Below are 22681 nucleotides of genomic sequence, written 5' to 3' on the forward strand. Positions count from 1 at the left end.
GGCGGCCCGACCCGCTCACGGCACCGGCCGCCGTCCCGTCGCCGCCGGGGAATGGCTGAAATCATGGCAGAACGGTCCGGTGATCCCGGGCGCAGCGGCCGGTCCCGCCGGTCCGCCAACTCCCGTCAGCGGTGCAGAAGCGTGTGGCCGACGGTGTACGCCCCGAGGTCCGTGCCGGTCCACCGACCGACCGGCCGCAGAGCGGTGGCCGCCGATCCGGCGGCGGGCCGGCGTGCGCCGTAGTGGAGGTCCAGTTCGACCACCAGCCCGCTGTCGCCGTCGCGGCTGGTTCCGGTGAGCATGTCGAGCGGGCCGGTGCCGTCGAGATTGAGGATCGCGGTCGACTCGCCGAAATAGTCGTACGCCGCCACCGGGCCGAGACTGGTCACCCGCATGAGCCGCCACGACGGAGCCTGCGTCAGCATGACCGAGCCGGCGCCCGTCAGCCCCTGGGCGGTGCCGGGGAGGAGCAGTACCGCCCCCGCGTCCACCACTGCGCCCACGTCGTACTGCATCGCCCCGGTGAGCACGTCGGCGCGCCCGTCGCCGGTCACGTCCCCGGTCGACAGGCCGCCGCCGAAGTGCGAGTGCGGCGAGTCGCCCTCGACGTGGACCAGCGGATCGCCGGGGACTCCCGGGGTCTGCATGCTGACCGTCCTCGACCGCGCGAGGTCCAGCCCGGCGGGGCTGCCCGGAACGTAGACGATGTAGCCCACCCAGCTACGGGGGGCACCCGCGACCAGATCGCCGTCCCCGTCCCCGTCGATGTCGGCGATGGACAGTTCGTCGCCCAGGGCGCCGATGCCCAGGCCGGCACCGGTGAAGGAGGTCACCGCGGTGGTCGTGACCCCGCCGGGACCGCCCGGCAGCAGCATGACGAGACCGCCCTCGATCGGGCCGCCGGACTCGCCCTCCTCCGGCGCGCTGACGGCGAGGTCGTCGTACCCGTCGCCGGTCATGTCGCCGATGGCGACCGCGGAGCCGAACATGTCAGTCGACTCGGCCTCACTCGGAACGTCGGGGGTGTCCTGGGTGAGCAGTTGGGCGCCGACGGTCGTGAGCCCCGTCGGGCTGCCGTACAGAACGGTGACCGAGCCCGCTGACGCCGCCCCGTTGACCGTCTCACCCGGGGAGCCGACGGCGAGGTCGTCCCGGCCGTCGCCGTTGACGTCCCCGGTGGCGAGCGCGGCCCCGAACCTGTCGTACCCGGCCATGTCGCCCGGTACGCCGTCGGTGTCCTGGGTGAGGTGCTGCGGCTGGTCGAGGCGGAGGCCCGTGGCACCCCCGTAGAAGATCCAGACACCACCGCCGAAGGCGACGCCGGAGGGAGCCACCTCACCGCGGTTGCCGACCACGAGGTCGGCGTAACCGTCGCCGTTGAAGTCGCCGGACGTCAACGTGTCGCCGAAGTTGGGCCGGGTGGGGGACGTGACCGGTGCGGAGATGTAGTCACGCTGCGGCAGGCCGGAGTAGGTGACGACGACCCCGTAACCGCCCCGGTACAGGTAGCCCCCCACGACCATCTCGTCCTTGCCGTCGCGGTCGAGGTCGAGAGACGAGGCCGCGGCGGTGACCGCGAGTTTCGTGGCGACCTTGCCCGAGGTGCCGACGCGCTGGACGACGATTCCGGCGCTGTCCCGGGTGACCTTGGCCGGGCGGGGCTTCGGCGGCGCTCCGGCGGCCGCCGTGGACAGCAGGCCCACGAGCGCCGCGACGCAGGCGGAAACCGTGCACCAGCGCACCCGAATGCCCATGATCTTCTCCCCGTGGTCGCCCAGCCGGGAACATGATGCCAGGACCGTCAACCCGGCGGGTCCCTTCCGGAGGACGATGGGACAGCATCACATCGAGGCGGTGCCCGCGGCTGCGCCTGCGCCCGGCAGCGTGGTGACAGCGGTTCGGGGATCCACTAGCCTCATCTCCCCCGACCACCCCTGACGAGGGAACTGCGTGAAGATCCGGTCGGGACGACCTCGCCGTCAGTGACGGTGGCGCGACGCCGGACCGCGACGGCCCGTTCCGGGGTTCGGTGACGGTGCTGTCGGGCACCGAGGACGGTCTCACCAGGAACGGTGCGGTGGAGCTTCGTCAGGTGGTGCCCCGCTGGCAGGGCCTGGTGGAGGAGGAGTTCGGCACCCAGTTGGTGATCGGTGACTTCACCGGCGACGGCTACGACGACCTCGTTGTGAGCGGGTTCCGGCGCGGGACGACCGAATCCGACCGGCACGGCATCGTGACGCTCTTTCCCGGATCGGTGGGCGGGCCGAGCGTCGCCGGTGTCACGAAGATCGAGGGCCAGCGGGACACCCCCGGTCACACCCTTCAGGTCGACGTGATGGTGCTGTCGGACCTGGACCAGGACGGGCGTGCGGACCTCGTCCTCGGGGTTCCCCGGACATCGGGTGGCCTGGTCATCTATCTCCGTGGGGCAAGCTCCGGGCTCACCTGGGCTGGGCACCGGGTGATCGACCAGGAAACCCCGGGGGTTCCCGGTGAAGTGGACGACGACCCGACCGGCGGCCTCTTCGGCTACTCGCTCGCGACCGGCGACGCCACCGGCGACGGCATACCGGACCTGCTGGTCGGCGCGATGACGATGACCGTGGGAACGGTGCAGGACGCCGGTTCGGTGACGCTGATTCCCGGCACGCCGGCGGGACCGACCGGGGCCGGCTCGTTCGTCTACACCCAGAACGCCGTGGGATCGATCCGCAGGGCCGGTGCCGGCGTGATGAACGATCGCCCGGAACCCAACGACTACCTCGGGTCGTCCGTGGCGATTCTCGACCTGGACGGGACCGGTCCGCTGGAGATGTTCGCCGAGTCGAAGTACGAGGACATGTGGCAGCAGGCCCCCGGTGAGCCGTACGGGCTCATCACGACCCTGCGGCTCGACGGCCCCAGGAACCTGCGCGGCACGCCGCAGGCGCACTGGCTTCGCCTGGTGGCGGTGCGGCAGCAGCGGCCGGCGGACTTCCCGGATCCCGATGTCCGGATCGTGCACTTCGGCTACCGCCTGCTGGGGGGTTGAGCGGCCCGGCGGCCAGATCCGGTCAGTTTTCCGAGGAACCGAGCTGTCGTGCCTCGGCGATGGCCGCCTCGACGGACTGGCGGGCGACAGCGGTGCGCTGGACGACCAGCGTCAGGACCTGCCTGATGCTCTCCAGCGTCGACAGCATCGGGCCAGGTTGCCCGCCCTGGAGCACCAGGGTGGCGAGCTGCCGGGTCTCGCCGAGCTGACCGATGGTCCTGGTCGTGGTGTCGCGGACACCGTCGACGCTGCTCCGAACGGGGGTGAGCCCGGCGATGGTCTCCTGCGGGGTGGCCTGGTGGGGGACCGCCGCCGTGGTCTTCGTCGCTTCGCCCAGGGACGTGGCCAGCCCGTTCAGGGTGCCCTGGATCTCCGAGACCGCGGCCTGCACCCGGGTCATGCCGGCCGCGACGGCGGCGAAGCCGGCACCGGCGGCGCGCAGGGCCACCTCCTGCGCCTGCTTGTGGGCGGCGGCGGCCAGCCCCTGTGCGCGTTCGACGCCGGTGGTCAGCGCCCGCAGCTCACCGGTGATCTTCTCGACGTGCGACACGGGCGGGCTTCTCTCGATCGGGGGCGGCGAAGAGGTCGAACGTTGACGGTACCGATCAGCCGCCGCCCCCGCTGTCCACCGGGGGCTCCCGGAGTGGGCATCCGCCGCCGCATCCGTCACCACCGTGGCGTGGCTGCGAGCCTTCGTATCCGGGTGGAAGCGTCACGGCAACCCCACCCGGGTGCTGTGATAAGCGTCACGGTGCAGGTTTAGGACGCCTTTCGTATTCCCGCTCCTCTCGATTTGTGCCGAATGGGAATCCCAAGACGTTTGGCCCGGTCGCTCGACGTGCCGCGTTGTCCCTGCTGAACGCGCGGTCCAGGGCGTCGGCACGGCGGCCGAAAGGTGCCCGGGCGAGGGGAGTGGGGCGGAGGCCCGCAGGCGCGGGGCCGGCTGCGCCGGCCTGTCGGAGCGGTGCCGGGCCCACCGGAAGGTCTGGTCGATGCGCTGCTCAAGCCCGCGTTAAGAGCGCGTTAGGTATTGGTTGCCGCTAATGTTGCGTCAATATCACGACACTGCGGTGGCGTCCGGTGTGCACCCTCGTCCTCCTTTACAGCTACCGGTGGTCTACTTACAGTTGTCCGCGTCGCCTTTCGGTTGACGGTGAGTGACGGTGCGAGCTTCAGTGACGGTGGGGATCGAGGGCGATTCCCGCAAAACCGGTGGCGCCTGCCTGTCGATTAAGTAATTTTCTGGCAATGGCGTCAGGCGCGCCGCTCCGGTTCTGATATCTCGATATCCAGTTAATGCAGTTACGGGGGCCAGTGTGACGGACAAGTCTGCCTTATCGCCGAACCGGGGTTCGGAGTTGGTCGAGTGGGTCTCGCCGGTCCTGGACCGGCTGCCCGTCTCGCAGTCGGTCGAGCGGGTCGCGCTGGACCTGCTGGTCGCCTCGGACTCCCCACGGGTGGAGGGCGAGAATCCGGACTACGTGCGCGTACTCGTGGAGTCGGAGACGAGGTTCCCGCCGATCCTGGTACACCGGCCGACCCTGCGGGTCGTCGACGGGATGCACCGGGTGCGCGCGGCGGTGTCACGGGGCGACACGCACATCGACGTCCAGTTCTTCGAGGGCGACGCGAAGGAGGCCTTCGTCCTCGCGGTGGAACTCAACATCGCGCACGGGCTGCCGCTCTCGCTGGCCGACCGGACGGCCGCCGCCTACCGCATCATCGCCTCCCACCCGCAGTGGTCGGACCGGGTCATCGCCGCCACCACCGGGCTCGCGGCGAAGACGGTGGGGTCCATCCGGCGTCGTGCAACCGGGGAAAGCACGCAGTTGCACACGCGCCTCGGCCGGGACGGCCGGGTCCGGCCCCTGGACAGCGCCGAGGGCCGGCGGCGGGCGAGCGAGCTGATCGCGAAGCAGCCGGACGCGTCGCTGCGTACCATCGCCCGGGCGGCGGGCATCTCCCCGACCACCGTCCGCGACGTACGCCGCAGGATGAGCCGCGGCGACGATCCGGTGCCGCCCCCGCGGCGGAGCCCGAAGCGGCAACCGGCGGACGGCACGGAGGCGCGGGACGTCACCGCGACCACGGTCCGGAGCCGACGCGACCGCAACGCGATCTCGGCGAGCCTCCGCAACGACCCGTCCCTCCGCTTCAACGAGAAGGGCCGGCTCCTGCTCCGGATGCTCGCGGCGCTGAACATCAGCGGAGAGCAGTGGAACGAGCTGATCGACACGATCCCTCCGCACTCCATGCTTCTCGTCCACGGAGCGGCCGACGCCTGCGCGGAGACGTGGCGGGAGTTCGCGGAACACATCGAGCGCAGGATCCGTACCACCGGGCCGGCGGCGCGGGCGACCACGACGCAGGTCTCGTCGTCGGCCACCCGGCTCCCGTAGCCCCGGTCGTGGTCCTTCGGCCGGACCGGCGGCTCGCCCCGGTCCGGTGACAGCCGGCCGGATGCCGGCCGCCCCGACCCGCCCGGTCAGCCGGCGCGTCGGCGCGTCGGCGTCCCGACGGCGGAGAAGCACGCCCGTCGACCATCCGCCCCACGAGGGCGGGGAATTCAGGAGAGATGCCGAGATGAATCGAGAGTGCGAGATACCCGGGATCCTGGACGCGGTGTGCGTCGGGGCGGGTTGCCGGTCGCGCGAGGGCGCCGGCCGGCCGGCGGGGCTGGCCGAGGCGGGCTCCCGGCTGTGCCCGTCGTGCCTGGCGAACGCCGAGCGGGACCTGCGCCTGCTCCCCGCCCTGTACGACGACTGCGGGCAGGCGCTGGGCGGCGGATCCGGCGTGCAGCACGAGCGCACCTCCGGCGGCGGGACGGTGCCGTCGATGCCGTTCAACCCGGTCGTCGCCGAGGCCCGGGCGACCATCGTCGGGGTGCTCGGATCGTGGGCCGGACTGGTCGTCACCGAGCGCCGGGTCGACCCACCGTCCCGGTCGGCCACCCCGCTGGCCCGGTTCCTCCTGCGACACCTCCGCTGGGTGGCGGCGCACCCGGCGGCGGCCGAGTTCAGCGAGGAGGTGGCGCAGCTCGTCCGCTCGGCGCGCCGAGCGGCGTACCCGGCACAGCTACGTCAGGTGCGGCTCGGGTCCTGCGTGGAGGTCGGCTGCACCGGCCAGCTCGTGGCCCACCTGCGCCCGCACGAGCCGTCACCGGCGGAGATCCGGTGTCGGGAGGACCCCCGGCACCGGTGGGCCGACCACCAGTGGCTGGAGCTCCACCGGCGGATGCGCCGGCCCGTCGCGGGAGACGCCGCCCCCGGCGCGGCGGCCACCGCCGTCCCGGGGGCGCGCTGGTTCACGGCCGCGGACATCGCCCGGCTCTGGCGGGTCCCGTCCGGCACGGTCTACCGGCTCGCCAGCGAGGAGCGGTGGGGCCGCCGCAGCCGGGCGGGCCGGACCACGTACCTAGCGGCCGACGTGACCAGGACGTTCGACCGGCGTGCCCGGCGAAGTGCGGACCGGACGGCACGGTAACGCCGGTGTGCATTGATTGATTGGACGTCTCTTGACGTCCGACGGTGAACCGAAGAAGCTGTATCCCAGCATCCGCCGCATTGGCCGTTGACCCGACGGAGAGTCGAGGATCCGCCAATTACCCGCACCCCGGGCGGCGTGGCCGAATTCGACGAATCACGGCGATGCGAAATCCGGTTTCCGGATATCTGATCCTCAACCGCGCCGGCCAAATGGGGCCCGGCAATTCCTGTCCGAGGATCTGACTGTCGATGAAGGAGAATCGATGGATGCTGCGGTCATTGTGGTGGGGGCCGGCCCGGCCGGCCTGATGCTCGCCGGGGAGCTGCGACTCGGCGGCGTGCCGGTGGTCGTCCTCGACCGGCTGGACCGACCGACCGGTGAGTCCCGGGGCCTGGGCTTCACCGCCCGGACGATGGAGGTGTTCGACCAGCGCGGCCTGCTGCCCCGGTTCGGGCCGATCGAGACGAGCCCGGTGGGCCACTTCGGCGGGCTGCCGGTGGACTTCAGCGTGCTCGACGGCGCGCACTTCGGCGCCAAGGGAGTGCCACAGGCGCGCACCGAGGCCGTGCTCACCGAGTGGGCCGTCGAGCTGGGTGCCGACATCCGGCGCGGCTGGGAGTTCGTCGGGTTCACCGAGCACGACGGGGGCGTCGAGGTGCAGGTGCGGACCCCGGCCGGACCGACGGCCCTGCGCGCGCAGTACCTGGTGGGCTGCGACGGCGGCCGGAGCACCGTCCGGAAGGCGGCCCGGTTCGACTTCCCCGGCACCGCGGCGACCATGGAGATGTTCCTCGCCGACGTGCAGGGCTGCGACCTGCGACCGCGCCCGATCGGGGAGTCCTTCCCGGGCGGCATGGTGATGGCCGGCCCGCTGGGCGACGGCGTGGACCGCATCATCGTCTGCGAGCGGGGCACCCCGCCGGCCCGGCGGACGACGCCGCCGAGCTTCGCCGAGGTCGCCGACGCCTGGCAGCGGCTGACCGGGGAGAGCATCCACCACGGCACCGGCCTGTGGGTCAGCGCCTTTGGTGACGCCACCCGGCAGGTCACGCAGTACCGCCGGGGCCGGGTGCTGATCGCCGGCGACGCCGCCCACATCCACCTGCCCGCCGGCGGGCAGGGGCTCAACGTCAGCGTCCAGGACTCGGTGAACCTCGGGTGGAAGCTGGCCGCCGTGGTCCGCGGCTCCGCCCCGCCGGAGCTGCTCGACACCTACCACGCCGAGCGCCACCCGGTCGGTGCGCGGCTGCTGATGAACACCCGGGCCCAGGGGCTGCTCTTCCTGCGCGGGGAGGAGATGCAGCCGCTGCGCGACGTGCTGACCGAGCTGATCGCGTACGACAGCGTGAGCCGGCACCTGGCGGGCATGGTGAGCGGCCTCGCCATCCAGTACGCGTTCGGCGAGGGCGACCATCCCCTGCTCGGCCGGCGGATGCCCCACCAGGAGCTGGTCGGCGAGGCCGGCAAGACCAGCACCACGGAGCTGCTGCACCCGGCCCGGGGCGTGCTGCTCGACCTCGCCGACGACGCGGAGCTGCGGGCCGCCGCGGCCGGCTGGGCGGACCGGGTGCAGATCGTGACCGCCGTGCCGCACGACGCCGACGCCCGCAGCCCCCTGAGCGGCACCGCGGCCGTCCTGATCCGGCCGGACGGGCACGTCGCCTGGACGGCGGGCGAACACTCCGGCCCGGGAGAGCTGCCCGCGGCGCTGGACCGATGGTTCGGCCCCGCCTGACCAGCCGCCACCGCAGGAAGGAAGAGGCATGTACAGCACCCTGATCGTGGCCCGCATGGCGCCGGAGTCGGCGTCTGCGGTCGGCCGGCTCTTCGAGGAGTTCGACAAGACCGACCTGCCGCACCGCATGGGCACCCGGCGGCGCGAACTCTTCGCGTACCGGGGACTGTATTTCCATCTCCAGGACTTCGATTCGGAAACCGGCGGCGAAGCCGTGGAGCAGGCGAAGTCGGACCCGTTGTTCGTCGCGATCAGTGAGGATCTCAAGCCGTTCATCGGAGCCTATGACCCGGCGACCTGGCGCTCGCCGAAGGACGCCATGGCGACTCGCTTCTACCACTGGAGGGAAAACACGTGAGACCTCGGGTAGTGATCACCGGTATCGGGGTTCTTGCACCGGGTGGGATCGGCGTCAAGGAATTCTGGGCCCTCCTGGGCGACGGCCGGACGGCAACCCGGCGGATCTCGCTCTTCGACCCCGCGCAGTTCCGCTCCCAGATCGCTGCGGAGATCGACTTCGACCCGTACCTGAGCGGGCTGACGCCTCAGGAGGTGCGGCGGATGGACCGGGCGGCGCAGCTCGCGCTGGTCGCCGCCCGCGAGGCGGTCGCGGACAGCGGGCTCGGCGTGGCGGAGCTGAACCCGCACCGGGTGGGGGTGACCGTCGGCAGCGCGGTCGGTGCCACGATGGGGCTCGACCAGGAGTACCGGGTGGTGAGCGACGGCGGTCGGCTGGACCTGGTCGACCACGAGTACGCCCCGCCGCACCTCTACAACCACTTCGTGCCCAGCTCGTTCGCGGCCGAGGTGGCGTGGGCGGTGGGCGCGGAGGGGCCGACCACCGTGGTCTCCACCGGCTGCACCTCCGGGCTCGACTCCGTCGGTCACGCCTGCGAGCTGATCCGGGAGGGCGCCGCCGACGTGATGATCGCCGGTGCCACGGACGCCCCGATCTCCCCCATCACCCTCGCCTGCTTCGACGCGATCAAGGCGACCAGCCCGCGCAACGACGACGCCGAGCACGCGTCGCGCCCCTTCGACGCCACCCGCAACGGCTTCGTGCTCGGCGAGGGCTCGGCCATCTTCGTGCTGGAGGAGTACCAGCACGCCCGCCGGCGCAGGGCGCACATCTACGCGGAGATCGCCGGCTTCGCGTCCCGGTGCAACGCGTTCCACATGACCGGCCTGCGCCCCGACGGGCGGGAGATGGCCGAGGCGATCCGGGCTGCGCTGGCCGAGGCCCGGGTCAACCCCGGCGACATCGACTACGTCAACGCGCACGGCTCCGGCACCAAGCAGAACGACCGGCACGAGACGGCCGCGTTCAAGCTGAGCCTGGGCCACCACGCGTACCGGACCCCGGTGAGTTCGATCAAGTCGATGATCGGCCACTCGCTGGGCGCCGTCGGCTCGATCGAGATCGCGGCCTCCGCGCTGGCGATCGAGACCGGGGTCGTCCCGCCCACCGCCAACCTGCACGAACCCGACCCCGAGTGCGACCTCGACTACGTGCCCCGCGTCGCCCGGTCGCAGCGCACCGACACCGTGCTGACCGTCGGCAGCGGCTTCGGCGGGTTCCAGAGCGCGATGGTGCTGACCCGGCCCGGCCGGAGCCGGAGGTGACCGCCCGGGCGGTGGTGACCGGGATCGGCGTCACCGCGCCGAACGGGCTCGGGACCGCCGCGTACTGGGCGGCCACCCTGCGCGGCGAGAGCGCCATCCGCCCGGTCTCCCGCTTCACCCCCGACCGGTACCCGGCCCGGCTGGCGGGGGAGATCCGCGGGTTCTCCGCCGCGGAACACCTGCCCGGCCGGCTGCTGCCGCAGACCGACCGGATGACCCAGCTGGCGCTGGTCGCCACCGACTGGGCGCTGGCCGACGCCGGGGTTCGCGCGGGCGACCTGCCCGAGTACGACATGGGCGTGGTGACCGCCAGCTCGTCGGGCGGCTTCGAGTTCGGGCAGGGCGAGCTGCGCAACCTGTGGAGCCAGGGCAGCCAGTATGTCAGCGCGTACCAGTCGTTCGCGTGGTTCTACGCGGTGAACACGGGCCAGATCTCCATCCGCAACGGGATGCGTGGGCCGTGCGGCGCGCTGGTCAGCGACCAGGCGGGCGGGTTGGACGCGGTGGCTCAGGCGCGCCGGCACGTCCGACAGGGCACCCGGTTGATGATCACCGGCGGGGTCGACGCCTCGATCTGTCCGTGGGGCTGGGTGGCCCAGCTCGCCAGCCGGCGACTGAGCACGAGCGAGCAGCCGGACCGCGCGTACCTGCCGTTCGACGCCGGGGCCTGCGGGCACGTGCCGGCCGAGGGCGGTGCGCTGCTCGTCGTGGAGGACGCCGACTCGGCCCGCGACCGGGGGGCGGCCACCGTCTACGGCGAGATCGCCGGGTACGGCACCACCTTCGACCCGCACCCGGACAGCGGCCGGGAGCCGGGGATGCGGCGGGCGATCGAGCTGGCGCTGGCCGACGCCGGGCTGGCTCCCGACGACGTCGACGTCGTGTTCGCCGACGCGGCCGGCGTGCCGGAGCAGGACCGGATCGAGGCCGCCGCGATCGCGGCGGTGTTCGGGCCGCTCGGGGTGCCGGTGACGGCCCCCAAGACGATGACCGGCCGGCTCTGCTCCGGGGCGGGCGCGCTGGACGTCGTGACCGCGTTGCTCGCCGTCCGGGACAGCGTGGTCCCACCCACCGTGCACGTCACGCCCGCCGCGGAGCACGGCCTCGACCTGGTGACCGAACGCCCCCGGCGGCTGCCGGTCCGGGCCGCACTGGTGCTGGCCCGCGGCTACGGCGGCTTCAACTCCGCGGTGGTCGTTCGCAGTCCGCATCCGCAGTAGCACCCGTTCAGAGAGGACGACCCGATGGCCGACGAGTTCACGATCGAAGACCTGCGGCGCATCCTGCGCGCCGCGGCCGGTGCCGACGAGGGCACCCACCTAACCACCGACATCCACGACGCCGCGTTCGACGAGCTGGGGTACGACTCGCTCGCCCTGCTCGAGACCGGCAGCCGGATCGAGCGGGAGTACGGCATCTCGCTCGACGACAGCACCGTCATCGAGGCACGTACCCCGCGGGTCCTGCTCGCCGCCGTCAACGCCCGGCTGTCGATCGAGAAGCGGCTGGTCAAGTGACCGCCCGGGAGGAGGAGTCGGCGCAGCGCCGCGGACGGGTGGCGCTGGTGACCGGCGCGACCAGCGGCATCGGCCTCGCGGTCACCGAGCAGTTGGCCGCCGCCGGGCACCAGGTGTTCATCTGCGCCCGGAACGCGGACAAGGTCGCGTCCACCGCCAAGGAACTGCGCCAGCGGGGCTTCGACGTCGACGGGACGGCCTGCGACGTCCGGTCCGGCGCCGAGATCGAGGACTTCGTCGGCACCGCCGTCAGCCGCTACGGGACGGTCGGGATCCTGGTGAACAACGCCGGCCGCAGCGGCGGCGGGGTGACCGCCGACATCGCCGACGACCTCTGGATGGACGTGATCAACACGAACCTGAACAGCGTCTTCCTCATGTCCCGCGCGGTGCTCAACACCGGCCGCATGCGGGACGGCGGGTGGGGCCGCATCATCAACATCGCCTCGACCGCCGGGAAGCAGGGCGTCGTGCTGGGTGCCCCGTACTCGGCGTCCAAGCACGGCGTCGTCGGGTTCACCAAGGCGCTCGGCAACGAGTTGGCACCCACCGGCATCACCGTCAACGCGGTCTGTCCCGGCTACGTCGAGACGCCGATGGCCCAGCGGGTCCGGCAGGGCTACGCGGGCGCCTGGAACGTCTCCGAGGACGACGTCATGAAGCGGTTCCAGGCCAAGATCCCGCTGGGCCGCTACTCGACCCCCGAGGAGGTCGCCGGCATGGTCGGCTACCTGGCCTCGGAGACCGCCGCTTCGATCACCGCCCAGGCCATCAACGTCTGCGGTGGCCTGGGCAACTTCTGACGGGCCGGGCGCCGTCCCGCACCGCCGCGACCGAGGAGAACGAGCATGCCTGAACAGCACCAGAGGACGGTCGAGCACGAGATCGAGATTGCGGTCCCCGCCGCCGTGGCGTACCGGCTGATCGTCGACGTGGAGAACTGGCCCCGGCTCTTCCCGCCGACCGTGCACGTCGACCACGTCGAGCGGTCCGACCGGGAGGAACGGATCCGGATCTGGGCCACGGCGAACGGCGAGCCGAAGAGTTGGACCTCGCGCCGTCGGTTGGACCCCGACAACCTGCGGGTCGACTTCCGCCAGGAGGTGTCGACGCCGCCGGTGGGCGCGATGGGCGGCGCCTGGCTGATCGAGCCGGTCGGCGGGGACCGGTGCCGGGTCCGGCTGCTGCACGACTACCGGGCCGTCGACGACGACCCCGAGAAGCTGGCCTGGATCGACCGGGCGGTCGACCGGAACAGCACGGCCGAGCTCGCCGCGCTGAAGGCGAACGCGGAGCTGGTCGAGGACGGCACCGGACGGCTGCTCGTCTTCGACGACACCGTCCGGATCGACGCGCCGGCCAAGGCGGTCTACGACTTCGTCAACGAGGCCGACCGCTGGTCGGACCGGCTGCCGCACGTCGCCCGGGTGTCGTTGCGTGAGGACACCCCCGGTCTCCAACTGCTGGAGATGGAGACCCTGACGAAGGACGGGTCCACCCACACCACCACCTCGGTGCGGGTGTGCTTCCCGCACGAGCGGATCGTCTACAAGCAGATCCAGGTGCCCGCCCTGATGACCCTGCACACCGGGCACTGGCTGTTCGAGAGCGTGCCGGGCGGCGTGGCCGTCACCTCCCGGCACACCGTCGTGATCAACGAGGCGAACATCGCCCGGGTGCTCGGCCCGGAGGCGGGGGTCGCGGAGGCCCGGAGCTTCGTGCGCAACGCGTTGAGCACGAACAGCCTGGCCACCCTGCGGCACGCCAAGGAGCACGCCGAGCGCGATGGCTGAGCCGGCGGCGGGCGGTGGCCCCTGGGGCGGGCGCGCCCCGGACCGGGACCGGCGGGACGCCGACGTGATCGTGGTCGGCGCCGGGCCGGTGGGCCTGCTGCTCGCCGGGGAGCTGCGGCTCGGCGGGGCGCGGGTGGTCGTCCTGGAACGGCTCGGGGCGCCCACCGGCGAGTCGCGGGCGACGCACCTGAACGCCCGGACCATGGAGGTGCTGGACCAGCGCGGGCTGCTCGGCCGGCTGGGCCCGGTCGAGTGCGACCGGACGAGCCACTTCGGAGGCGTCCCGGTGGACCTCGGCCACCTGCCCAGCCGGCATGCCGGGCTCTGGCGGGTCCGGCAGCCACTCGTCGAGTCGGTGCTGGAGGAGTGGGCCAGGGAACTCGGCGCCGAGGTCCGGCGCGGGCACGAGCTGCGCGACATGACCGTCACCCGGTCCGCCGTGCTGGCCGAGGTGGACGGCCCGTCCGGGCCGCTCCGGCTGCGGGCGGACTATCTGGTCGGCTGCGACGGCGAGGAGAGCACGGTCCGCCGGCTGGCCGGCTTCGAGCTGGCCGGTTCGGCCGCCGACCGGCTGCTCTACCGGGCGGACCTGGCGGGCGTCGACCTCGGCGAGCGGCGGCTGCGCCGCTACCCGCAGGGGCTGGCCACCGCGGCGCGCCGGGACGACGGCACCACCCGGATCATGGTGCACGAGTTCGGCCGCCCGCCGGCACGTGTCGGGCGACGCCCCTCCTTCGACGAGGTGGCGGCGGTCTGGCGCCGGGTCACCGGCGAGGACGTCGCCGGGGGCCGGCCGGTGTGGCTCGACTCGTTCGACGACGCGAGTCGCCAGGTCACCCGGTACCGCCGGGGCCGGGTGCTGCTCGCGGGCGACGCCGCGCACGTGCAGATGCCGGTCGGCGGCCAGGCCATCAACCTGGGGCTCCAGGACGCCGCCAACCTCGGCTGGAAGCTCGCCGCCCAGGTGCGGGGGTGGGCCTCCCCGGGGCTGCTGGACAGCTACCACGACGAGCGGCACCCGGTCGGCGCCCGCACGCTCAGGGACGTCCGGGCCCAGTCGCTGCTGCTCTTCGGCGGTCCCGAGGTGGACGCGATGCGCGGGGTGCTGACCGAGCTGCTGGGCACCCCCGACGCGCGGCGGCACCTGGCCGCCGCGATCAGCGGCCTCGACGTGCGGTACCCGATCGGCCGGCAGCCCCACCCGCTGGTCGGCCACCGGATCTCGCACTGTGTGCTGCTCACCGCCGGTGGCTGGTCGAGCACGACGGCGCTGCTCCAGCCGGCGCGCGGCGTGCTCGTCTGCGTCGCGGCCGGCCGGCGGCAGGCCGACCGGCTCCGGGACGCGGCGGCGGGCTGGGCCGGCCGGGTACGGGTGCTGACCGCCCGGACCGACCGCAGCAGCACGCTGCACGAGGAGCGGGCGGTCCTGCTCCGCCCGGACGGGCACGTGGCCTGGAGCGCGGCCGGCGGTGGCCGGCTCCTGGTCGCCCTGCACCGCTGGTTCGGCGCGCCCGGGACCGGGCCGCTGCCGGTGGACTGACGCCAAGACCCATTCGAGATCGACCAACTGGAGGAAGACAGTGCAGAAGCTGGCCGGCAAGACGGCTCTGGTGACCGGCGCGAGCCGGGGGATCGGTCGCGGCATCGCCGAGCGCCTCGGGCGGGACGGCGCTCTGGTGGCCGTGCACTACCAGAGCAACCAGGACGCGGCGGAGCAGGTGGTGGCGGCCATCGGGGCGACGGGCGGCCGGGCCTTCCCGGTCCGCGCCGAGCTGGGCGTGCCCGGCGACGTGGACACCCTTTTCGAGGGCCTACAGGCGGGGCTCAAGGAGCACACGGGCGGCAGCACGCTGGACATCGTGGTGAACAACGCCGGCATCATGGGCGGGACCGCGCCCGAGGAGATCACCCCCGAGCAGGTCAACCGCCTGCTGGCGGTGAACGCCACGGCGCCGCTGTTCATCGTCCAGCGGGCGCTGCCGCTCCTGCCGGAGGGGGGCCGGGTCATCAACGTCTCGTCGGCGCTGACCCGGATGGCGCTGCCACAGGAGCTGGCGTACGCGATGTCCAAGGCCGCGCTGGAGATGCTCGGCCTGCACCTGGGTCGCCACCTGGCGCCCCGCGGCATCACCGTCAACACCGTCGCGCCCGGCATCACGGACAACGGCAGCGAGATGCTCCAGGTCCCCGAGGTGCGCGAGGCGATGGCGAAGACGAACGCGTTCGGCCGAATGGGCGAGCCGGCGGACATCGCCGACGCGGTGGCCTTCCTGGCCTCCGCGGACGGCCGCTGGCTCACCGGCTGCGTGCTGGACGTCAGCGGCGGAACCCTCCTCATGTAAGGGCGACGATGCCTTGACCACAACATAGGTTGAGGTCATAGCGTCGGTGTTGCCGCCGGTACTCCACACCGCGGCTGGCCTGCATCGACGCTGAGAGGACAATCATGTCGACCGAACCGATCCGCCTCGCCCTGATCATCGGCAGCACCCGGGAGGGGCGATTCGGCCCGACTGTCGCCCGATGGTTCCTCAACCAGGCGAAGCAGCGGGACGACTTCGAGGTCGACGTCGTCGACCTCGCCGAGCACGACCTGCCCACCGTGATCACCACCCAGCCGACCCCCGAGGGAGGGAAGGCCCTGGGCGAGGTCATGCCCCGCATCGAGGCCGCGGACGCCTTCGTGATCGTCACGCCCGAGTACAACCACAGCTTCCCGGCGTCGCTGAAGAACGCCATCGACTGGCACTCCACCCAGTGGCACGCCAAGCCTGTGGGCTTCGTCTCGTACGGCGGGCTCTCCGGGGGCCTGCGGGCCGTCGAGGCGCTCCGCCTGGTCTTCGCCGAGCTGCACGCGGCCACCGTCCGGGCGACGGTCAGCTTCCACGGCGCGTGGGAGCAGTTCGGCCCGGACGGTGAGCCGATCGATCCCGAGGGCTGCAACACGGCCGCCAAGTACATGCTCGACCAGCTCGGCTGGTGGGCCACGACGCTGCGCGAGGGGCGTGAGCGTCGACCGTACGTTTCGTGATCCGGCGGGCGGGCGCCGGACCTGATCCCAGAAACGGAAACCTGATGAGAATTCTGTTCGCGATCTTTCCGGCTGCCGCCCACCTCTACCCGATCACCCCGTTGGCCTGGGCGTTGCAGGCCGCGGGGCACGAGGTCAGGGTCGCGACCTCGCCGAACATCGCCGGCACCATCGAGGCCGCCGGCCTGACCGCGGTGCCGGCCGGGGGGCCGGTCCAACTGGCCAGCGAGGAGGAGGAACGGCTGGAGCGCCCGACGGACGTGCTGGTGCTCGACCACTCGCACGAGACGGCCTGGCGGACCGTCGCCCGTTACCTCACCGGCCTGTTCATCCGCACCTTCCCCGATCCCGAGCCCGGGGCCGACCACGCGTCCATGGCCGACGACCTGGTCGCCTTCGCCCGTGGCTGGCAGCCCGACCTGGTCGTCTGGGACACGTTGAACCCGGTCGGGATGGTGGCGGCGAAGGCCTCCGGGGCGGCGCACGCCCGACTGCTCTGGGGGCTGGACAACGTGGCCTGGCTCAGCCGGAAGTTCCGCGAGCAGCCGGGCGGCCAGCTCTACGATGACCCGCTGGTGTGCTGGCTGGAGCCGTTGCTGAACAAGTACGGGTGCGCGTTCGACGAGGAGGCGATCACCGGCCAGTGGACCCTCGACCTGGTGCCGTCCCGGATGCGGCTCCCCCTGGACCTGCGGTACGTCCCGGTCCGCCGGGTGGCGTACTCGGGAGCCAGCACGGTGCCCGACTGGCTGCGCGAGCCGCCCGGCAGGCCCCGGGTCTGCCTGACCCTGGGGGTCAGCTCGCGGACGGTCTACAACAAGTACCGGGGCTTCCCGATCGCGGAGCTCTTCGACCATATCGCGGACCTCGACATCGAACTGGTGGCGACGCTCAACCGGTCCCAGCTCGCCGAGGTCCGCAAGGTGCCGGACAACGTGCGGACCGTCGACTACGTGCCGCTGCGGCTGCTCCTGCCGACCTGCTCGGCGATCGTGCACCACGGCGGTGGCGGCACCACCGCCGCCGCCGTGGAGCAGCGGGTGCCCCACCTCATCATCCCCGTCCCGAAGTGGGACGAGGAGAACACCGCCCGACACGTGGTCTCCCGGGGCGCCGGGCTGGCGATGGACGGGCAGGACTTCTCCGTCGCCGAGTTCCGCCGGAACCTGCTGCGTCTGCTGGACGAGCCGTCCTTCCAGCGCGGCGCCGACGCCCTGTACGAGGACATGCTCGCCACGCCCAGCCCGGTCGAGACCGTGCCGGTGCTGGAGCGGCTGACGGCGCAGGCGCAGCAGGCCCGCGCTGCCGCGGCACGGTGACCGCGGCACCCGCCTCGGCCACCGACACCGACCAGGCACGGCATCCCTGGGGGCTGCTCCTGGTGCTCTCCGGGAACATGCTGCTGGACGCCCTGGAGGTCGCCGTCCTGATCGTGGCGCTGCCGACGATCGCCGCGGACCTGGCTCTCCCGCTGGTGCAGGCCCAGTGGCTGGTCAGCGGCTTCGCCCTCGGCTTCGGCGGCTCGCTGCTGTTCGGCCGGCGGATCGTCGACCTGCTCGGCCGGCGACGGGCGTACCTGCTCGCGATGGCCGGCTTCGCCCTCGCCTCGGCGGTGGCGGGGCTGGCCTCGGCGGTCGTCGCCCTGGTCGCCGCCCGGCTGGTCAAGGGCTTCTGTGCCGCGCTGACCGCCACCACGGGGCTGGCGATGATCAGCACGGCCTTCCCGGCCGGGCGGGCCCGGGACCGGGCGCTGTCGGTGTACACCCTGCTCGGGGCGAGCGGCTTCTCCGTGGGCCTGGTGCTGTCGGGACTGCTCACCTCGGTGAGCTGGCGGTGGACCCTGCTCTTCCCGGCGCCCGTCGCGCTCGGGCTCCTGCTGGCCGCCCGCCGGCACGTGCCCCGCGACCCGCCCCGGCCGACGGGAGGCGGGGCACACCTGGCCGCGAGCGCGCCCGTGTTCCTCGCCGGAGCGGTGCTGCTCGCGTACGGGCTGGTGAGCGGGCCGGTGCGGGGCTGGACCGACCCGTGGGCGGCGGGCGCGTTGCTGCTGGGCGGGGCCCTGCTGATCCTGTTCCGGTACGTCGGGGGAGCCACCGTCGCGCCCCTGCTGCGCGCCCACCGCTCGCTGGCGCAGGCCGCGATCGGCGCGGGCGCCCTCAACGGCTCCTACTGGGGGCTGCTGCTGGTGCTCACCCTGCACCTACAGGCCGTCCGGGGCGGCACGCCGCTGGGCACGGCGGTGGCGCTGCTGCCGGCGAGCGTGCCGCTCGCGTTGTCCGCCCCCTGGGCGGGCCGGGTCGTGCGCCGGATCGGAGCCGCCCGGCTGGTGGCGCTGGGCGCGGCGCTGCCGCTGCTCGGTTACCTGCTCGCCCTCCGGCTGGATCCGGCGTCCGGCTACCTGACGGCCGTCCTGCCGACACTGCTGCTGGTGTCGCTCGGGTTCGTCCTCAGCTTCGCGGCCCTGCACGTGCGGGCCACCGAGGGGGTGCCCGTCGCCCTGCGGGAGCGGGCCACCGCCACGTACCAGACCGCAGTGCAGCTCACCGGCGCGCTGACGGTCGCCCTGGTGGCGGGACTGCTGGTCGCCGCAGGCGGCGCACCGACACCGTCGCCGGCCCTCACCGCCGGCGGCTACCAGCCCGCTCTGCTCGTCATCGCCGCAGTCGGCGCGATCGGCTTCCTCGTCGCGCTGGCCGGCCTGCCCCCGGGTGGCCGGCGGGCCTGATCCGAGGAGGAGGATCCCGTTGCGGGTCTTGTTCGTGACCTTTCCCGCCACCGCGCACCTCTTCCCGATCGTGCCGCTGGCCTGGGCCCTCCAGGCCGCCGGCCACGAGGTGCGGGTGGCCAGCCACAGTGGCGTGGTCGAGCCTGACATGACGGCGACGATCGCCGCCACCGGGCTGACCCCCGTCCCGCTCGGGCCCGGGACCGAGCTGGCCGCGTTGGCCAGGGTCAACGCCGCCGCCGACCAGACGAACCGGCCGACCCTGGCGCTCGATCCCGCCGCCGGCGGCGACTGGGAGCGCACCAGGTCGTACGTGATCGGCCTGTTGTCGCTGTACTACCCGCCGGTGGCCGCGGACAGCGGTGAGCGGTGGGCGATGGCCGACGAGCTGGTGGCCTTCGCCCGCTCCTGGGGCCCCGACCTGGTCCTGTGGGACCCGCTCTGCCCGCCGGCCCCGATCGCCGCCCGGGCCTGCGGGGCCGCACACGCCCGGGTGCTCTGGGGCCTGGACAACCTGGCCTGGATGCGGGAGATGGCGCTGCGGCGGCCCGAAGGCGCCGACCGGGACCCGCTGGTCGAGTGGCTGCGACCGTTGCTGGACCGGTACGGCGACACCTTCGACGAGGAGGTGCTGACCGGTCAGTGCACCCTCGACCTGGTTCCGGAGCGGATGCGGCTGCCGCTCGACCGTCGCTACCAGGCGGTGCGGCGGGTGCCGTACAACGGCGCGGGCGTGGTGCCCGGCTGGCTGGCGGCCCGGCCGCGCCGCCCGCGGGTGTGCCTCACCCTGGGGGTCAGCACCCGCAAGCTCTTCACCGAGCACCAGGGGTTCTCCGTCGCGGAGCTGTTCGCGCTGGTGGCCGAGCTCGACGTGGAGCTGGTGGCCACGCTCAACAGCGCGCAGCTCGCCGGCGTCGACGAGCTTCCGCCGAACGTGCGGATCGTCGAGTACCTGCCGCTGAACCTGCTGCTGCCGACCTGCGCGGCGGTGATCCACCACGGCGGGGGCGGCACGTACGCGGCGGCGGTCGCCCACCGGTTGCCCCAGCTCGTCATCCCGGTGCCCAAGTGGGACGAGGAGGTGACCGCCCGCCACGTCGTCGAGCGGGGCGCCGGGCTGCGGGTGGACGAGCCGTTCACGGTGGCGGACGTCCGCGACGGGCTGCTGCGGCTCCTCCACGAACCGCGGTTCCGCGCCGGCGCCGAGTCGCTCCACCGGGACATGCTGGCCGCGCCGTCCCCCGTGGAGGTGGTGCCGGTGCTGGAGCGGCTCACTGCGCGACACCGCCGGCCCCGGCCGGCGGGTGTCCGATCACTTCACGGACAGGAGAGCACATGCGCGTACTCATGATGGCCACCCCGGTGTCCACGCACTTCGCCCCGCTGGTCCCGTTGGCGTGGGCGTTCCGGGCGGCGGGCCACGAGGTGCTGGTGGCCGGGCAGCCGGACATCCTGCCGATGGCGCACTCGGCGGGGTTGAGCGCGGTCAGCATCGCCGACCGGTTCGGGGTCGAGAAGCACATGCTGAACCGACTGGCGGAGGGGAAACGCTCGCTGGAGTCGGTGCCCAGGCCGAAGCCGGACGAGTACGGCGACTTCGGCCTGGTCTGGGTCGGCCAGACGCGTTACGTACTGCCGATGTACCTCCGGTTCGCCCGGGGGTACCGGCCGGACCTGATCGTCTCGGATCCGTTCGAGTACAGCGCGCTGATGGTCGGCGGGGTGCTGGACGTCCCGGTGGTGCACCACCGCTGGGGCGTCGACGCGCTCACCGAGACCGCCCGGGCCGCGGTCCGGGAGCCGCTGCGCGAACTCTGCGCCGAGCACGGCCTCGACGGCCTGCCCGACCCCACCGTGCTGGTGGACCCGTGCCCGCCGTCGTTGCAGGTTCCCGGCGTCGAGCGGGGGCTGCCGATGCGGTGCGTCCCGTTCAACGGCGGCGCGGTGCTGCCGCCCTGGCGGCACGACGAGGTCGGGCGGATCGGCCCCGGCGCCATGCCCGGAACCCGCCGGGTGGTGGTCAGCATGGGCGGCCGGACCCTGCTGCTCAACGGCGTGCCGTTCCTGCGGCGGATCCTCCGGGCGTTCGACGGCCTGCCGGAGGTCGAGGTGCTGGCAACCGTCGAGGAGCGGTACCGGGCGGAGCTCGGCGAGCTGCCGGCGAACACCCGGCTGATCGATCCGACGCCGCTCGACCTGATCCTGGAATCGTGCGCCGCCGTGGTGCACCACGGCGGCGCGGGCACCGCGATGACGGCCACCGCGTTCGGCCTGCCCCAGCTCGTGCTGCCGCAGATGGCCGACCAGTTCGGCCACGGCGACCGGCTCGCGGCGGTGGGCGCGGCGATCGCCTTCGACACCGTCGCCGAGCAGGACGATCCCGACCTGCTGCGCGACTCGATGGCCGCGCTGCTGTCCGAGCCCGGCCACCGCAAGGCCGCCACGGAGTTGCGGGCGGAGATGCAGGGCATGCCGACGCCCGGCGCCGTCGCGCGGGAGCTGGCCCGGCTGGCCCGCCCCGGCGCCGCCGAGACGAGGGAGGCCGCCTGATGCGCGTCCTGATGATGACCACTCCCGTGCCCACGCACTTCCAGCCGCTGGTGCCGCTGGCCTGGGCGTTGCGGGCGGCGGGCCACGAGGTGCTGGTCGCGGCGCAGCCGGACGTGCTGCCGCTGGTGCAGTCGGCCGGGCTGAGCGCGGTCTCCGTCGGCACGCCGTTCCACTGCGACGACCTGCTGTACGAGTCGCTGCCGGCGGGCACCCGCCCGCTCACGGTCCGGCCCCGGCCCGCGCCCGGCATGCTCGGGCACTACGGCCGGCTGTGGATGACCCACGCCCGGTACCTGCTGCCGGAGTACCTGTCGCTGGCCCGGGCGATCCGGCCGGACCTGATCGTGGCCGACCCGTTGGAGTACAGCTCGTTGCTCGTCGGCGCGGTGCTGGGCGTCCCGGTGGCGCACCACCGGTGGGGGGTCGACGAGATATCCACCCCGGCCCGGTCGGCGGTCCGCCCGGCCCTGGCCGGTGTCTGCGACCGGCTGGGCATCGAGGGCCTGCCCGATCCGACCGTGCTGCTGGACCCGTGCCCGCCGTCCCTGCAGGTGCCCGGTGCCGAGCCGGCGGTCCCGATGCGGTACGTGCCGTACAACGGACGGACCGTGCTGCCCCCGTGGCGTCACGAGGAGGTCGAGCGGAGGTCGACGGAGCCTGCCGGCACCCGCCGGGTCGCGGTCAGCATGGGCGGGACCCTGGCGGTCAACGGCGTCCCGTTCGTCCGCCAGGTGCTCTCGGCGTTCGCGGGGATGCCGGGGGTGTCGGTGCTCGCCACGGTGGACGAGCGGTACCGGGCGGAGCTGGGTGAGCCGCCGAAGAACGTCCGGCTGATCGACAACACGCCGTTGGACCTGTTTCTGGGCTCCTGCGACGCGGTGGTGCACCAGGGCGGGGCGGGCACCACCATGACGACCACCACGTTCGGCCTGCCGCAGCTGGTGCTGCCGCAGCTCGCGTACCACTTCGGGCACGGCGACCGGATCGCCGCCGTCGGCGCCGGCATCGCCTTCGACACGGCGGCCGAGCAGGACGACCCGGCACTGCTGCGGGAGTCGCTGGCGGCGCTGCTGTTCGAGCCGGGCTATCGCAAGGCCGCCGTGGAGTTGCAGGCGGAGATGGCGCGGACCCCCGCACCGGACACGATCGTCGCCGACCTGGAGCGGCGACACCGAGGAGAGGTGGACTGA

General features: G+C 73.1%; 20 protein-coding genes. 18 read left to right on the top strand and 2 right to left on the bottom strand.

Going from position 1 to position 22681, the window contains the following annotated elements; genetic code table 11:
* Positions 1 to 125 precede the first annotated feature (125 nt).
* Entirely contained in the window at positions 126 to 1754 is a 1629-nt protein-coding gene (locus tag OOK41_RS04045; RefSeq protein WP_266263017.1) for an FG-GAP and VCBS repeat-containing protein, read from the bottom strand.
* A 323-nt stretch (positions 1755 to 2077) separates the two neighbouring features.
* Between OOK41_RS04045 and OOK41_RS04050 the strand changes: the two genes are divergently transcribed.
* Positions 2078 to 3031, top strand: coding sequence for an FG-GAP repeat protein (locus OOK41_RS04050; RefSeq protein ID WP_266263018.1), 954 nt, complete (start codon positions 2078 to 2080; stop codon positions 3029 to 3031).
* A gap of 22 nt (positions 3032 to 3053) precedes the next feature.
* On the opposite strand, the gene OOK41_RS04055 is transcribed toward OOK41_RS04050, so the two are convergent.
* Positions 3054 to 3581, bottom strand: coding sequence for a DUF6244 family protein (locus tag OOK41_RS04055; protein WP_266263019.1), 528 nt, complete (start codon positions 3579 to 3581; stop codon positions 3054 to 3056).
* Positions 3582 to 4389: 808 nt separating this feature from the next.
* On the opposite strand from OOK41_RS04055, the gene OOK41_RS04060 reads away from it, so the two are divergent.
* From OOK41_RS04060 to OOK41_RS04140, 17 genes are all read left to right on the top strand, one after another.
* On the top strand, positions 4390 to 5430 hold the full coding sequence (locus tag OOK41_RS04060) for a ParB N-terminal domain-containing protein (RefSeq protein WP_207892945.1): 1041 nt from the start codon (positions 4390 to 4392) through the stop codon (positions 5428 to 5430).
* Positions 5431 to 5614: 184 nt separating this feature from the next.
* Positions 5615 to 6514 carry a hypothetical protein gene (locus tag OOK41_RS04065; protein WP_266263020.1) on the top strand — a complete coding sequence of 300 codons (900 nt, stop codon included), beginning with the start codon at positions 5615 to 5617 and terminating at the stop codon, positions 6512 to 6514.
* Between the two features lie 265 nt (positions 6515 to 6779).
* Positions 6780 to 8252: an FAD-dependent monooxygenase gene (locus OOK41_RS04070; RefSeq protein ID WP_117673207.1), complete on the top strand. Its 1473-nt coding sequence runs from the start codon at positions 6780 to 6782 to the stop codon at positions 8250 to 8252.
* Between the two features lie 28 nt (positions 8253 to 8280).
* A complete protein-coding gene (locus OOK41_RS04075) occupies positions 8281 to 8610 on the top strand; it encodes a TcmI family type II polyketide cyclase (RefSeq protein WP_117673205.1) in 330 nt (109 codons plus the stop codon).
* Positions 8607 to 9875, top strand: a complete 1269-nt coding sequence (locus OOK41_RS04080) for a beta-ketoacyl synthase (protein WP_266263021.1) — start codon at positions 8607 to 8609, stop codon at positions 9873 to 9875. The genes OOK41_RS04075 and OOK41_RS04080 overlap by 4 nt, the downstream gene beginning before the upstream one ends.
* Positions 9872 to 11095 (top strand): ketosynthase chain-length factor, encoded by a 1224-nt coding sequence (locus OOK41_RS04085; RefSeq protein ID WP_117673201.1) that lies wholly within the window; start codon positions 9872 to 9874, stop codon positions 11093 to 11095. The genes OOK41_RS04080 and OOK41_RS04085 overlap by 4 nt, the downstream gene beginning before the upstream one ends.
* Before the next feature lie 24 nt (positions 11096 to 11119).
* Entirely contained in the window at positions 11120 to 11392 is a 273-nt protein-coding gene (locus OOK41_RS04090) for an acyl carrier protein (protein WP_117673199.1), read from the top strand.
* On the top strand, positions 11389 to 12195 hold the full coding sequence (gene fabG, locus OOK41_RS04095; RefSeq protein ID WP_266263022.1) for a 3-oxoacyl-ACP reductase FabG: 807 nt from the start codon (positions 11389 to 11391) through the stop codon (positions 12193 to 12195). Before OOK41_RS04090 ends, fabG begins: the two co-directional genes overlap by 4 nt.
* Positions 12196 to 12240: 45 nt before the next feature.
* On the top strand, positions 12241 to 13185 hold the full coding sequence (locus OOK41_RS04100; protein ID WP_117673195.1) for an aromatase/cyclase: 945 nt from the start codon (positions 12241 to 12243) through the stop codon (positions 13183 to 13185).
* Positions 13178 to 14725: an FAD-dependent monooxygenase gene (locus tag OOK41_RS04105; RefSeq protein WP_266263023.1), complete on the top strand. Its 1548-nt coding sequence runs from the start codon at positions 13178 to 13180 to the stop codon at positions 14723 to 14725. Before OOK41_RS04100 ends, OOK41_RS04105 begins: the two co-directional genes overlap by 8 nt.
* A gap of 40 nt (positions 14726 to 14765) precedes the next feature.
* The gene (locus OOK41_RS04110; RefSeq protein WP_266263024.1) at positions 14766 to 15527 is read left to right on the top strand and encodes an SDR family NAD(P)-dependent oxidoreductase; all 762 of its coding nucleotides are present in this window, start codon (positions 14766 to 14768) and stop codon (positions 15525 to 15527) included.
* Between the two features lie 104 nt (positions 15528 to 15631).
* On the top strand, positions 15632 to 16216 hold the full coding sequence (locus OOK41_RS04115; RefSeq protein WP_117673193.1) for an NADPH-dependent FMN reductase: 585 nt from the start codon (positions 15632 to 15634) through the stop codon (positions 16214 to 16216).
* A 44-nt stretch (positions 16217 to 16260) separates the two neighbouring features.
* Positions 16261 to 17535 (top strand): activator-dependent family glycosyltransferase, encoded by a 1275-nt coding sequence (locus tag OOK41_RS04120; RefSeq protein ID WP_117673191.1) that lies wholly within the window; start codon positions 16261 to 16263, stop codon positions 17533 to 17535.
* The gene (locus OOK41_RS04125) at positions 17532 to 18941 is read left to right on the top strand and encodes an MFS transporter (RefSeq protein ID WP_117673189.1); all 1410 of its coding nucleotides are present in this window, start codon (positions 17532 to 17534) and stop codon (positions 18939 to 18941) included. The genes OOK41_RS04120 and OOK41_RS04125 overlap by 4 nt, the downstream gene beginning before the upstream one ends.
* 19 nt (positions 18942 to 18960) lie before the next feature.
* Positions 18961 to 20292 (top strand): activator-dependent family glycosyltransferase, encoded by a 1332-nt coding sequence (locus OOK41_RS04130; RefSeq protein ID WP_266263025.1) that lies wholly within the window; start codon positions 18961 to 18963, stop codon positions 20290 to 20292.
* Complete coding sequence (locus OOK41_RS04135; protein WP_266263026.1) at positions 20277 to 21491, top strand: nucleotide disphospho-sugar-binding domain-containing protein; 1215 nt, start codon at positions 20277 to 20279, stop codon at positions 21489 to 21491. The genes OOK41_RS04130 and OOK41_RS04135 overlap by 16 nt, the downstream gene beginning before the upstream one ends.
* Complete coding sequence (locus OOK41_RS04140) at positions 21491 to 22681, top strand: nucleotide disphospho-sugar-binding domain-containing protein (RefSeq protein WP_266263027.1); 1191 nt, start codon at positions 21491 to 21493, stop codon at positions 22679 to 22681. The genes OOK41_RS04135 and OOK41_RS04140 overlap by 1 nt, the downstream gene beginning before the upstream one ends.

The sequence above is a fragment of the Micromonospora sp. NBC_01655 genome (assembly GCF_026339755.1).
Taxonomy (GTDB): Bacteria; Actinomycetota; Actinomycetes; order Mycobacteriales; family Micromonosporaceae; genus Micromonospora.

Excerpts from the sequence above, each read along its gene's own strand:
- OOK41_RS04100 (WP_117673195.1), top strand. The coding sequence starts at position 12,241 with ATGCCTGAACAGCACCAGAGGACGGTCGAGCACGAGATCGAGATTGCG.
- OOK41_RS04105 (WP_266263023.1), top strand. The coding sequence starts at position 13,178 with ATGGCTGAGCCGGCGGCGGGCGGTGGCCCCTGGGGCGGGCGCGCCCCG.
- OOK41_RS04120 (WP_117673191.1), top strand. The coding sequence starts at position 16,261 with ATGAGAATTCTGTTCGCGATCTTTCCGGCTGCCGCCCACCTCTACCCG.
- OOK41_RS04070 (WP_117673207.1), top strand. The coding sequence starts at position 6,780 with ATGGATGCTGCGGTCATTGTGGTGGGGGCCGGCCCGGCCGGCCTGATG.
- OOK41_RS04075 (WP_117673205.1), top strand. The coding sequence starts at position 8,281 with ATGTACAGCACCCTGATCGTGGCCCGCATGGCGCCGGAGTCGGCGTCT.
- OOK41_RS04140 (WP_266263027.1), top strand. The coding sequence starts at position 21,491 with ATGCGCGTCCTGATGATGACCACTCCCGTGCCCACGCACTTCCAGCCG.
- OOK41_RS04090 (WP_117673199.1), top strand. The coding sequence starts at position 11,120 with ATGGCCGACGAGTTCACGATCGAAGACCTGCGGCGCATCCTGCGCGCC.
- OOK41_RS04065 (WP_266263020.1), top strand. The coding sequence starts at position 5,615 with ATGAATCGAGAGTGCGAGATACCCGGGATCCTGGACGCGGTGTGCGTC.
- OOK41_RS04135 (WP_266263026.1), top strand. The coding sequence starts at position 20,277 with ATGCGCGTACTCATGATGGCCACCCCGGTGTCCACGCACTTCGCCCCG.
- OOK41_RS04115 (WP_117673193.1), top strand. The coding sequence starts at position 15,632 with ATGTCGACCGAACCGATCCGCCTCGCCCTGATCATCGGCAGCACCCGG.
- OOK41_RS04045 (WP_266263017.1), bottom strand. The coding sequence starts at position 1,754 with ATGGGCATTCGGGTGCGCTGGTGCACGGTTTCCGCCTGCGTCGCGGCG.